Raw genomic sequence first — 12,257 nt, forward strand, 5'->3', positions numbered from 1 at the left:
CTCAAAAAGGCTTGTCCAGGGTGATCTTCGGCTCTTTCCATGGCCCCTTGACGGTGTACTTGACGCTGGCGAAACGCGCCACACGGTCGCCAATCAGTTTGTCGATCAGGAACAGCGCACCACCAATGGCGGGTGCGCCGACAATCAACGCGGCAATCGGCAGGTTGTTGGTCAGAGGCAAAGTCACCAGCAACTTGGCATCGACCTGATCGCCGACCAAATCGAGGGTGCCGTTGAGCTCCAGATTGCTCGACGGGCCGGTCAACAGGATCGGCTCGCGGGTTACGTAAACGCCGTTGCTGGCCACCAGCAGGCCTTTGACCCGGTCGTAGCTCAAGCCTTTGCCGAACAGGTCGGAGAAGTCCAGGCGCAGGCGACGGCCGATGGAGTTGAAGTTGAGCAGGCCAAACACCCGCAACGCCTGGGCGCTGCCCTCGACTTCGACAAACTGGCCTTTATTCAGCGAAGCATCGAGGCTGCCGGAGAAACGCTTGGTGGCCAGCCACGCCGGCGAGCCGGGCCAGCGACCGTCGACATCCATATGAAACTCTTCACTGGTGACGCTCGGCGCAAAGCCCCAGCCCTTGAGCACATCGGCCAGGTTCTTGCCGCTGATCCGGCCCTTGTACCAACTGTTAGTCGCGCCCGGCGTGCCTTCCCAACCACCGCTGCCTTGCAACAGGATGCCCTTGAGGCCCATGTCCAGCGTATTGAGGGCGATGCCCTTGGCGGTCGGGCGGACTTTCAGCGACCAGGCGCCGACCAGGTCATTGCCCTGGAACAGCTGATTGATGGTGATATCCAGCGCCGGGATCTTGGTCGGATCCACGCCGACCAACGGGTCCGGCGAGTTTTCGTCGGCCAGCACGGTCGGATCCGGCGCCGGCAACCGCACGTATTGCAGATTGATCGCTATCGGCGCGGCTTTCGCATCGGGGATCGTCGCGCTGCCCCTGGCCTGCTGACTGTCGAGCTGCAAGGCCCAGGCCGACGGTTTGCGGTTCAACTGCACCGACACCTGATCGAGCGTCGGCCCGATGCCACTGAGCTTGCCGACCTTGAAGTCCGCGCCGCTGAGCAACTGCTTGGCGCTGCCGCCCGGGTCCTGGCCGGCGTACTTGTCCGCCAGCTCCTTCCACGGACCGACATCCAGCTCCGACAGCACGCCGCTGATGCGCAGACCCTTGGCGTTCGGCAACACGGCGGTGCCGTTGCCGAGGAACAATTCTCCGCGACCGTCGGCAAAATTACCGGGCGGTGCCGCAAAGGTGAAATTCGCCAGGTCGCCATAAGTGACACCGTAACGCCGCTCCGGCCCTTGCAGGGACATGCGGAACACCGTGTCACGGCCCACATCGGCGGCCATGCCGAACGGCGCCGGCAAATCGATGGCGACGCCTTTGAGATTGGAACTGACGACCAGTTGGCTGTCGGCGCCATTGAGGCTCAGTTGCAACTGGTAAGGAACGACACCGGACACGGGCAACGGCTGGGTCACGTTCAGCCAGTCGGTGAGTTTCTTCACCTCGACCTGGCCGGACGCCGCGACCCGGGTGTTGAGCTTGCCCGGGCTGCCATCGGCAAATATCTGCGCGCTCACCGGTTTGTCGAACGCCCGTGCGGTGATGTTCTGTCCGCTCAAGCCCTTGGTGCTGTCGAAACGGAAATCGCCCTTGAGCTGCGTCAGTTCCAGGGTCGGCTCGGCCAGTTTCAGCCGTGCCTTGGCGGTCTTGAAATCGACCAGGATTTTCGGCAGTTCGCCCTTGGCCAACGGGATATCCAGTTTGAGCTTGCCCTGCAGGTCGCCCTCGCCTTCCCAACCGGCGAAGGTGTCGGCGGTACCGATCGGGGCTTGCTGGAGAATCTTCAGGCCATCGCCCAAGCCGCCGGCAAACCCGCCGTCGAGGAACAGGTGGACGTTTTGCCCGGCCGGCACATGGGGGATATTGACGTAAATATCGCTGACCTGGGTGTCGAGCAACTGCCCCTTGCTGGCCAGAATCCGCACGCCGCTGTCTTCGATGAACACGTCGCCACTGACCTTGCTGACATGCGGCCAGCCCGGCTGGAACGCCAGTTCGGCGTCATGCACCTTGAAAAACAGGCTGATGCTGCGGGCGGTATCGGCGGCGCCATGGTTCAGCGAACCCTGGTACTGGAAGAAACCTTCGTCCACCGCGCCTTTGAGGATCGCCGTGCGCAGCCATTCGTCCAGCGCCGGGCTGAGCACCGTTGGCAGGTACTTGGCGGTGTATTTGCCGTCGCCGTCCACCAGGCCGACCCGCAGGTCCATGTAGTCTTCCTGGGTGCGGTCGAAATGCAGGCGGATCAGGAAGTCACCGGCAATCTTGCCCTCTTCGCCCAGCACTTTCAGGTACGGCGCGACGAGGGTGAAGCCGTCTTTATCGAGTTTCCAGGTCAGCCGGGCATTGGCCTGGATGTATTGCCATGGCTTGGCGAAAATCGGGTCCAGGTGCAGGGAAAAATCCTTGCTGTCCATGCGCAGCTCGCCGTGACCGAGGTCACCGCTGATGCTGCCGCTGACATTTCGCGCCGCCGGTGCGCCGTGATAGGCATCGAAGCCGACACGCTCCAGGTTGGCGGCGAAACCGAATTTGCTGTCGTCGGTGGCGTTGGGCCGAAAATCCATCAATACGTTACGCAGGGCACCGGTGACCTTGAGCTTCTCGACGGCGGTGGCCACGCCTTCCGGCAACGGCCCCAGCGCATTGAGCAGCGGCGTCAGCGGGGTCAGGTCGAGACGGTCGGCTTGCAGGTGCCAGAGCTCATCGGTCTTGTCCGTGGCAACGCTTTGCTTGAGTTGCAGATGAGTTTCCCAGCGCGTGTCGCCAAAGTTCATCGACAAGGAATCAAGGGTCACCAAGGCGCCTTCGTCACTGCGCTGGAAGTAGCCGTTGAGGGCAAAATTGTTGATCTGGATTGGCTTGCGCTCGGCGTAGGCGCCCTTCAATTGCGGGGCATTGAGGCGAATTGCTGCGCTTTGCACAGCGCCTTTCCCCCAGCTCAGCCAGAGCTCGCCGCCCGCCTTGATCTCGGAGAAATTCCACTGCCGGGTCAGGCGCCCGGGCAACCATTTCGACCAGTCGCTTTGCGGCAGGCTCAGGTAAGCCTGCGCCTCGCCATCCTTCCATGCATTGGCGCGCACACGGGTGCGCAGGCTCATGGCCACAGGCTGGCCATCGGGCAGGGTCAGGCGCGCGTCGAGTCGCTGGCGGGAGGCACCGGTTTGCAGATTCAAGCCGACGTAAGTCAAGGTCAGCGGCGCATGGTCCAGCGGCTGCAAGGTGATCTGGCTGTCGAGCACCGACAGCTGTTCGACCATCTGCATGCGATTGAGCAACTGTGCAGGATCCATCGGCTGGTCTTGCTGCACCGGCAAACCTTCCAGCGCCCACTGGCCGTCCGCGCCTTCCTTGAGGCTGACCTTCAGGCCATTGAGTTCCAGATGTGCAATGCGCACTTCGCGAGCCAACAGGCTGGCCCAGAGATCCGGAACCGCACGCACGTTATCCAGGCGCAGGGCATTGGTGCCCGCGCCGACCATTACGTCATGCGCCAGCAGGATCGGCGCAAAACCGCTCCAGCTGCCTTCCAGCTTGCCGATTTGCAGCGGCATGCCCAGCGCATCAGTGCCTTTGCTCTCGATGTCGGTGCGGTATTCGGCCACCAGCGGCGCCAGCTCCCGGCCGAGGCTGACGTACAACGCCATCAGCACCAGAGCCAACGCACACAGGCCCAGTCCCCAGCGGGTCAGTGCGGCCAAAATGCGTGTCAGACGGTCCATGTCAGGTGGCTCCCATGGCAAAAATACTGCAAAAAGCTGAGGCCAGCCGTTCTAGTCGCGGTGAAACCTGGAGATTCAGAGCAGCACCACGTCGTATTGTTCCTGGGAATACATGGTTTCGACCTGGAACCGAATGGTGCGGCCGATAAACCCTTCCAGCTCGGCGACGTTGCCCGACTCTTCATCGAGCAAGCGATCCACCACTTTTTGATTCGCCAATACACGATAGCCTTCGGCCTGATAGGCGCGGGCTTCGCGCAGGATTTCGCGGAAAATTTCGTAGCAGACCGTTTCCGGTGTCTTCAGTTTGCCGCGGCCCTGGCAACTGCTGCACGGTTCGCACAACACCTGTTCGAGGCTTTCGCGGGTGCGCTTGCGGGTCATCTGCACCAGGCCCAACTCGGTGATGCCGATGATGTTGGTCTTGGCGTGATCGCGCTCCAGTTGCTTCTCGAGCGTGCGCAGCACCTGGCGCTGGTGCTCTTCATCTTCCATGTCGATGAAGTCGATGATGATGATCCCGCCGAGGTTGCGCAGGCGCAGTTGGCGAGCGATGGCGGTGGCCGCTTCGAGGTTGGTCTTGAAGATGGTTTCTTCGAGATTGCGATGGCCGACGAACGCCCCGGTGTTGACGTCGATGGTGCTCATGGCTTCCGCCGGGTCGACCACCAGATAGCCGCCGGACTTGAGCGGCACTTTGCGTTCCAGGGCTTTCTGGATTTCGTCTTCGACGCCGTACAAATCGAAAATCGGCCGCTCGCCCGGATAATGCTCGAGCCGGTCAGCAATCTCGGGCATCAGTTCGGCGACGAATTGTGTGGTTTTCTGGAAGGTTTCCCGGGAGTCGATCCGGATCTTTTCGATCTTCGGGCTCACCAGGTCACGCAAGGTGCGCAGCGCCAGGCCGAGGTCTTCGTAGATCACGCTCGGGGCGCCGATGGTTTTGATCTGGGCGTTGATCTGGTCCCACAGCCGGCGCAGGTAGCGGATGTCCATGAGGATTTCATCGGCGCCAGCGCCTTCGGCAGCAGTGCGCAGGATGAAACCGCCGGCTTCCTTGATACCTTCTTTGGCCACGCAATCGGTGACCACTTGCTTGAGGCGTTCGCGCTCGGCTTCGTCTTCGATCTTCAGGGAAATGCCGACGTGGGCCGTGCGCGGCATGTACACCAGATAGCGCGACGGGATCGACAGTTGCGTGGTCAGGCGCGCGCCCTTGGAACCGATCGGGTCCTTGGTGACTTGCACCACCAGGCTCTGGCCTTCGTGCACCAGGCTGCTGATGCTTTCTACCGCCGGGCCTTCGCGCAGGGAGATTTCCGAGGCGTGAATGAAGGCGGCGCGGTCCAGGCCGATGTCGACGAAGGCCGCCTGCATGCCCGGCAGAACCCGCACGACCTTGCCTTTATAGATGTTGCCGACGATCCCGCGCTTTTGCGTGCGTTCGACATGAACCTCTTGCAGAACACCGTTTTCGACCACCGCCACGCGCGATTCCATCGGCGTGATGTTGATCAGAATCTCTTCACTCATGGCAGGGTCTCGTTCAGGCATGTTCACGAAAATGGCCGCATCTAGTCAGTACGACGCTTAGCGCGCGTTTAGGGTTTGCCAACAGGGTATGCCGAAATGGCCGAGGAGTTCTGCGGTTTCGCACAACGGCAATCCGACCACCGCCGAATAGCTGCCATCGAGCCCGGCGACAAACACCGCGCCCAGTCCTTGAATGCCATAGCCTCCCGCCTTGTCCCGGGGTTCGCCGCTGGCCCAGTAGGCCGCTGCTTCCTCGCGGCTGATGTCGCGAAACCGCACAAGGCTGCGCACTACCCGGGATTCGCAACGCTCACCATCGAGCACGGCAATCGCCGTCAGCACTTCGTGTTCATGCCCCGCCAACATCATAAGCATGGCGCAAGCATCGGCTTCGTCCACCGGCTTGCCGAGAATTTTCCCGTCCAGTACCACGGCGGTGTCCGCGCCCAATACGCAGAACGCCGCATCGGACACGACCGTGCGCCGCCCGGCCTCGGCCTTGCCGCGCGCCAGGCGCTCGACATAGGCCGATGGGGTTTCGTGACTTAAAGGGGTTTCATCGATGTCCGCGCTGATGGCGGAGAACGGCACGCCGATCTGCGTGAGCAGTTCACGCCGACGCGGCGAGCCTGAGGCGAGGTAAAGCAATTTCATCCAGACATCTCCCTTGTCGAGGTGCGGGCAAATGCCTGACCGAATTAATTGATTTTGTAACGCCGACGCAGTCCACGCAAACCGAAGCTGATCCACGGCCAGAGCAGCGCACTCACCAGTGCCGGAAGTACCAGCGCCAATGTTGGCTGACGGTTACCGGTCAAGGCGCTGAGCCACAATTGGACCAGTTGGGCGAGGCCGAAGATCACCAGGATCACCAGGCACTGCTGCCACATCGGGAACATGCGCAGCCGTTGTTGCAGCGACAGCACGAGAAAGGTGATGAGCGTCAGGATCAATGCATTCTGGCCCAGCAAGGTGCCGTAGAGCACGTCTTCAGCCAGCCCCAGGCAAAACGCGGTGACCATGCCGACCTTTTGCGGCAAGGCCAGCGCCCAGAACGCCAGCAGCAAAGCCAGCCACAGGGGACGCAGGATTTCCATGAACTGCGGCAGCGGCGAAACGCTGAGCAGCAGGCCGATGGCGAAGGTCAACCAGACGATCCAGCCGTTTCGCGATGAAGTAGCACCCGGCATTATTCGCGTCCCCCAGTGGTGGCCGGTGCAGAGACAGGCGGTTTGGCAGCAGGTTTCGGCGCAGTCGGCTTGGCGACAGGCTTGGCCGGACGGGTGCTGGCCGGCGTCGTTGCAGCAGGCGTTGTGACCGCTGGCGTGGTCGCTGGCGCAGCAACGGCCGGAGCTGGCACCACCGCAGGAATCGGTTTCGGCACAGTGGCCGGAATGATCGGGCCGCCGCCGTGCTGGTCCAGCGCTTCCTGGGCCTGGGCGGCTTCGTTGGCGCGTTCTTCGGCGGTGCGGCCATCGCTGAATACCAGCAACAGATAACGACTGCGGTTCAAGGCCGCGGTCGGCACAGCACGGACGATGGCAAACGGCTGGCCGGAATCGTGAATCACTTCCTTGACCGTCGCCACCGGGTAGCCCGCAGGGAACCGCTGGCCGAGGCCGGAGCTGACCAGCAGATCGCCTTCTTTAATGTCGGCGGTGTCGGCCACATGACGCAATTCCAGGCGTTCCGGGTTGCCGGTGCCGCTGGCAATCGCGCGCAGACCGTTGCGGTTCACTTGCACGGGAATGCTGTGGGTCGTGTCGGTCAACAACAGCACACGGGAGGTGTATGGCATCAACTCCACCACCTGGCCCATCAAGCCACGAGCATCGAGCACCGGCTGGCCGAGGATCACACCGTCGCGCTCACCTTTATTGATGATGATGCGATGGGTGAAGGGGTTGGGGTCCATGCCGATCAACTCGGCCACTTCGACCTTCTCGTTGACCAGCGCGGAGGAATTGAGCAACTCGCGCAGCCGAACGTTCTGCTCGGTGAGGGCGGCAAGCTTTTGCATGCGGCCCTGCAACAGCAGGTTTTCGGTCTTGAGTTTTTCGTTTTCGGCGACGAGTTCGGTACGGCTGCCAAACTGGCTGGCCACACCTTGCCATAGCCGCTGCGGCAGGTCGGTGATCCAGTAAGACTGCATCAGCACCAGCGACATCTGGCTACGCACTGGCTTGAGCAGTGTGAAGCGGGCATCGACCACCATCAGCGCGATCGAAAGCACGACCAGCACCAACAAGCGCACGCCCAGTGAGGGACCTTTAGAGAAAAGCGGTTTAATAAGCCGCTCCTCCCAGGCAAATGTTCTCTTTACTCATACGGCATCAAACCGGCCTGGATGCAGACGACAGAAGATAAACGCGAACAGGCAGCACTGCAAAGTGCTGCCTGCGCGCTCAACAGCATAGAGGCAATCCGGCGACTTATTCGCTGGAGAGCAGGTCCATGGTGTGTTTATCCATCATTTCCAGGGCACGGCCACCGCCACGAGCAACGCAGGTCAGCGGATCTTCGGCAACGATCACCGGCAGACCGGTTTCCTGGGCCAGCAACTTGTCGAGGTCACGCAGCAAGGCGCCACCACCGGTCAGCACCAGGCCTCGCTCGGCGATATCGGACGCCAGTTCCGGCGGCGATTGCTCCAGGGCACTTTTCACAGCCTGAACGATGGTGGCCAGGGACTCTTGCAGAGCTTCCAGCACTTCATTGGAGTTCAGGGTGAATGCGCGTGGTACGCCTTCAGCCAGGTTACGGCCACGAACGTCGACTTCACGAACTTCGCCGCCCGGGTAGGCAGTACCGATTTCCTGCTTGATGCGTTCGGCGGTGGATTCGCCGATCAGGCTGCCGTAGTTGCGACGCACGTAAGTGATGATCGCTTCATCGAAGCGGTCGCCGCCAACCCGTACGGATTCGGCGTAAACCACACCGTTCAGGGAGATCAGCGCGATTTCAGTGGTACCGCCACCGATATCGACAACCATCGAACCGCGTGCTTCTTCAACCGGCAGGCCGGCACCGATCGCTGCAGCCATCGGCTCTTCGATCAGGAACACTTCACGGGCACCGGCACCAAGGGCCGATTCACGGATGGCACGACGCTCAACCTGGGTCGATTTGCAAGGAACGCAGATCAGCACACGAGGGCTAGGCTGCAGGAAGCTGTTTTCGTGAACCTTGTTGATAAAGTACTGCAGCATCTTTTCGCAAACGCTGAAGTCGGCAATGACGCCGTCTTTCATCGGACGAATGGCAGCAATGTTGCCCGGCGTACGGCCAAGCATACGCTTGGCTTCGGTGCCGACAGCGACGACACTTTTCTGGTTACCGTGTGTCCGAATAGCCACAACGGAGGGCTCATTCAGGACGATTCCGCGCTCGCGCACGTAAATAAGGGTGTTGGCAGTGCCCAGGTCAATGGAAAGATCGCTGGAAAACATGCCACGCAGTTTCTTGAACATGGGAAAGGGACCCTAGGCAACGCGTGGGTAAAAAAGTGCGGCAAACTCTAACAACGACAGGGATTTTGGGCAAGGCGCCAATATGTTAAATTGGCCGCTTTTCTGTGCACCAACCCCCACAATCGCGGCCTTATGACCGTAGAAATGCGGTAGTGTTCCGACAATCTAACACACGGACGCCGTCCGTTCTGTTTTCCACTGGAGAATCGCAATGGCGCTTGAACGCTCCGACGTGGAAAAAATCGCACATCTGGCCTGCCTTGGCCTGAATGATGCCGATCTTCCACACATCACTTCGGCCCTGAACAGCATTCTCGGCCTGGTCGACGAAATGCAGGCGGTCAATACCGATGGTATCGAGCCGCTGGCCCACCCACTGGAAGCCAGCCAGCGCCTGCGTGCAGACGTAGTCACCGAGACCAATCATCGCGAGGCCTATCAGTCCATCGCACCAGCGGTCGAAAACGGCCTGTACCTGGTTCCGAAAGTCATCGACTAAAGGGAAAGAGCCTGCAATGCATCAAATGACTCTGGCCGAGATCGCCCGCGGACTCGCCGATAAAAAGTTTTCTTCCGAAGAGCTGACCAAAGTCCTGCTGGCGCGCATCGCCCAGCTCGATCCACAGCTCAACAGTTTCATCAGCCTCACCGAAGACCTGGCGCTCCAGCAGGCGAAAGCCGCTGACGCACGCCGGGCCAATGGTGAAAGCGGTGCCCTGCTTGGCGCACCGATCGCCCACAAAGACCTGTTCTGCACCCAGGGCATCCGCACCAGCTGCGGGTCGAAGATGCTCGACAACTTTAAAGCCCCGTACGACGCCACCGTGGTCGCCAAACTGGCGGCTGCCGGTGCCGTGACCCTGGGCAAGACCAACATGGACGAATTCGCCATGGGGTCGGCCAACGAGTCGAGCTACTACGGCGCGGTGAAAAACCCGTGGAACCTGGAACACGTGCCGGGCGGTTCGTCCGGTGGTTCGGCTGCCGCAGTGGCCGCTCGTCTGTTGCCGGCGGCGACCGCCACCGACACCGGCGGCTCGATTCGCCAACCGGCGGCGTTCACCAACCTCACCGGCCTGAAACCGACGTACGGTCGCGTTTCGCGCTGGGGCATGATCGCTTACGCCTCCAGCCTCGATCAGGGCGGCCCGTTGGCGCGCACTGCCGAAGACTGCGCAATCCTGCTGCAAGGCATGGCCGGTTTCGATGCCAATGACTCCACCAGCATCGACGAACCGGTGCCGGATTACAGCGCCAGCCTCAATACCTCGCTGCAAGGCCTGCGCATCGGCGTGCCGAAGGAATACTTCAGCGCCGGTCTCGACCCGCGCATTGCCGAGCTGATCCACACCAGCATTAAAGAGCTGGAAAAACTCGGTGCCGTGATCAAGGAAATCAGCCTGCCGAACATGCAGCACGCGATTCCTGCGTACTACGTGATCGCCCCGGCGGAAGCGTCCTCCAACCTGTCGCGCTTCGACGGCGTGCGTTTCGGCTACCGCTGCGACGACCCGAAAAACCTCGAAGACTTGTACAAGCGCTCCCGTGGCGAAGGTTTCGGCGCGGAAGTGCAGCGCCGGATCATGGTCGGTGCCTACGCGCTGTCCGCCGGTTACTACGACGCCTACTACCTGAAGGCGCAGAAAATCCGTCGCCTGGTGAAGAACGATTTCATGGCGGCCTTTAATGAAGTCGACATCATCCTCGGCCCAACCACGCCAAACCCGGCCTGGAAACTCGGCGCCAAGAACAGCGACCCGGTCGCTGCCTATCTGGAAGACGTCTACACCATCACCGCCAACCTCGCGGGTCTGCCGGGCTTGTCGATGCCGGCCGGTTTTGTCGACGGTCTGCCGGTCGGCGTGCAATTGCTCGCCCCGTATTTCCAGGAAGGTCGCCTGTTGAACGTTGCCCACCAGTATCAGCTCAACACTGACTGGCACACCCGCACCCCAACCGGCTTCTGAGGAGAAACACATGCAATGGGAAGTCGTGATCGGGCTGGAGATTCATACCCAGCTCACCACCCGGTCGAAAATCTTTTCCGGTAGTTCCACCACGTTCGGCTCCGAGCCGAATACCCAGGCCAGCCTGGTAGACCTGGGCATGCCCGGCGTACTGCCGGTGCTGAACCAGGAAGCGGTGCGTATGGCGGTGATGTTCGGCCTGGCCATCGATGCCGAGATCGGCCAGCACAACGTGTTCGCCCGTAAAAACTATTTCTATCCGGACCTGCCCAAGGGCTACCAGATCAGCCAGATGGAATTGCCGATCGTCGGCAAGGGCCACCTGGACATCGCCATGGAAGACGGCACGATCAAACGTGTCGGCGTGACCCGTGCGCACCTGGAAGAAGACGCCGGTAAAAGCCTGCACGAAGAGTTCAACGGCGCCACCGGCATCGACCTGAACCGTGCCGGCACACCGCTGCTGGAAATCGTTTCCGAGCCGGACATGCGCAGTGCCAAGGAAGCCGTGGCCTACGTCAAGACCGTCCATGCGCTGGTGCGTTACCTGGGCATCTGCGACGGCAACATGGCCGAAGGCTCGCTGCGTTGCGACTGCAACGTGTCGATCCGTCCGAAAGGCCAGGTTGAATTCGGCACCCGCTGCGAGATCAAGAACGTCAACTCGTTCCGTTTCATCGAGAAGGCGATCAACAGCGAAGTGCAGCGTCAGATCGAGCTGATCGAAGACGGCGGCAAGGTGATCCAGCAAACGCGCCTGTACGATCCGAACAAGGACGAAACCCGTCCGATGCGCAGCAAAGAGGAAGCCAACGACTACCGTTACTTCCCCGATCCGGACCTGCTGCCGGTGGTGATCGAGGACTCGTTCCTCAATGACGTGCGCGCCACCCTGCCGGAATTGCCGCCGCAAAAACGCGAGCGTTTCCAGGCGCAGTTCGGCCTGTCGGTCTATGACGCCAGCGTCCTGGCCACCAGCCGCGAGCAAGCCGATTACTTCGAGAAAGTCGTAAGCATCGGCGGCGACGCCAAACTGGCGGCCAACTGGGTGATGGTTGAACTGGGCAGCCTGTTGAACAAACAGGGCCTGGACATCGACCAGTCGCCGGTCTCGGCCGAGCAACTGGGCGGCATGTTGCTGCGCATCACCGACAACACCATCTCCGGCAAAATCGCCAAGGTGGTGTTCGAAGCGATGGCCAACGGCGAAGGCAGCGCGGACGAGATCATCGACAAGCGCGGTTTGAAGCAAGTGACCGACAGCGGCGCCATCTCGGCGGTGCTGGACGAGATGCTCGCGGCCAATGCCGAACAGGTCGAGCAATACCGCGCGGCAGACGAAGCCAAACGCGGCAAGATGTTCGGCTTCTTCGTCGGCCAGGCCATGAAAGCCTCCAAAGGCAAGGCCAACCCGCAACAGGTCAACGAACTGCTGAAAAGCAAGCTCGAAGGCTAAACCGTGGTCTTGCGCCCGAGGATCGT

Annotated in this window: 9 protein-coding genes; 3 read left to right on the top strand and 6 right to left on the bottom strand. The window is 61.1% G+C overall.

Annotation, left to right across the window (positions count from 1 at the left end; genetic code table 11):
• Position 1 precedes the first annotated feature (1 nt).
• From HKK52_RS15890 to mreB, 6 genes are all read right to left on the bottom strand, one after another.
• Entirely contained in the window at positions 2-3,805 is a 3,804-nt protein-coding gene (locus HKK52_RS15890) for a YhdP family protein (RefSeq protein WP_169371609.1), read from the bottom strand.
• Positions 3,806-3,880: 75 nt separating this feature from the next.
• Positions 3,881-5,338 carry a ribonuclease G gene (gene rng, locus HKK52_RS15895; RefSeq protein WP_123516354.1) on the bottom strand — a complete coding sequence of 486 codons (1,458 nt, stop codon included), beginning with the start codon at positions 5,336-5,338 and terminating at the stop codon, positions 3,881-3,883.
• Positions 5,339-5,395: 57 nt separating this feature from the next.
• Entirely contained in the window at positions 5,396-5,992 is a 597-nt protein-coding gene (locus HKK52_RS15900; protein WP_169371610.1) for a Maf family protein, read from the bottom strand.
• 44 nt (positions 5,993-6,036) lie between these two features.
• Positions 6,037-6,528, bottom strand: coding sequence for a rod shape-determining protein MreD (gene mreD, locus HKK52_RS15905; RefSeq protein ID WP_169371611.1), 492 nt, complete (start codon positions 6,526-6,528; stop codon positions 6,037-6,039).
• Positions 6,528-7,628: a rod shape-determining protein MreC gene (mreC, locus tag HKK52_RS15910; protein ID WP_169374249.1), complete on the bottom strand. Its 1,101-nt coding sequence runs from the start codon at positions 7,626-7,628 to the stop codon at positions 6,528-6,530. The genes mreD and mreC overlap by 1 nt, the downstream gene beginning before the upstream one ends.
• A 142-nt stretch (positions 7,629-7,770) precedes the next feature.
• Positions 7,771-8,808: a rod shape-determining protein MreB gene (mreB, locus tag HKK52_RS15915; RefSeq protein WP_002555108.1), complete on the bottom strand. Its 1,038-nt coding sequence runs from the start codon at positions 8,806-8,808 to the stop codon at positions 7,771-7,773.
• A 211-nt stretch (positions 8,809-9,019) separates the two neighbouring features.
• Between mreB and gatC the strand changes: the two genes are divergently transcribed.
• Genes gatC through gatB form a run of 3 tightly spaced genes read left to right on the top strand, consistent with a single transcriptional unit; the run spans position 9,020 to position 12,231 of the window.
• Positions 9,020-9,307: an Asp-tRNA(Asn)/Glu-tRNA(Gln) amidotransferase subunit GatC gene (gene gatC / locus HKK52_RS15920; RefSeq protein WP_007901429.1), complete on the top strand. Its 288-nt coding sequence runs from the start codon at positions 9,020-9,022 to the stop codon at positions 9,305-9,307.
• A gap of 16 nt (positions 9,308-9,323) precedes the next feature.
• Complete coding sequence (gatA, locus tag HKK52_RS15925; RefSeq protein ID WP_133838526.1) at positions 9,324-10,775, top strand: Asp-tRNA(Asn)/Glu-tRNA(Gln) amidotransferase subunit GatA; 1,452 nt, start codon at positions 9,324-9,326, stop codon at positions 10,773-10,775.
• Positions 10,776-10,785: 10 nt separating this feature from the next.
• Complete coding sequence (gene gatB / locus HKK52_RS15930) at positions 10,786-12,231, top strand: Asp-tRNA(Asn)/Glu-tRNA(Gln) amidotransferase subunit GatB (protein WP_169371612.1); 1,446 nt, start codon at positions 10,786-10,788, stop codon at positions 12,229-12,231.
• The last annotated feature ends 26 nt before the right edge of the window (positions 12,232-12,257 follow it).

The organism is Pseudomonas sp. ADAK2, from assembly GCF_012935755.1.
GTDB lineage: Bacteria > Pseudomonadota > Gammaproteobacteria > Pseudomonadales > Pseudomonadaceae > Aquipseudomonas.

Bases quoted from the DNA above. Each gene is read 5' to 3' on its own strand.
- HKK52_RS15890 (WP_169371609.1), bottom strand. From the start codon at position 3,805: ATGGACCGTCTGACACGCATTTTGGCCGCACTGACCCGCTGGGGACTG.
- rng (WP_123516354.1), bottom strand. From the start codon at position 5,338: ATGAGTGAAGAGATTCTGATCAACATCACGCCGATGGAATCGCGCGTG.
- HKK52_RS15900 (WP_169371610.1), bottom strand. From the start codon at position 5,992: ATGAAATTGCTTTACCTCGCCTCAGGCTCGCCGCGTCGGCGTGAACTG.
- mreD (WP_169371611.1), bottom strand. From the start codon at position 6,528: ATGCCGGGTGCTACTTCATCGCGAAACGGCTGGATCGTCTGGTTGACC.
- mreB (WP_002555108.1), bottom strand. From the start codon at position 8,808: ATGTTCAAGAAACTGCGTGGCATGTTTTCCAGCGATCTTTCCATTGAC.
- gatC (WP_007901429.1), top strand. From the start codon at position 9,020: ATGGCGCTTGAACGCTCCGACGTGGAAAAAATCGCACATCTGGCCTGC.
- gatA (WP_133838526.1), top strand. From the start codon at position 9,324: ATGCATCAAATGACTCTGGCCGAGATCGCCCGCGGACTCGCCGATAAA.
- gatB (WP_169371612.1), top strand. From the start codon at position 10,786: ATGCAATGGGAAGTCGTGATCGGGCTGGAGATTCATACCCAGCTCACC.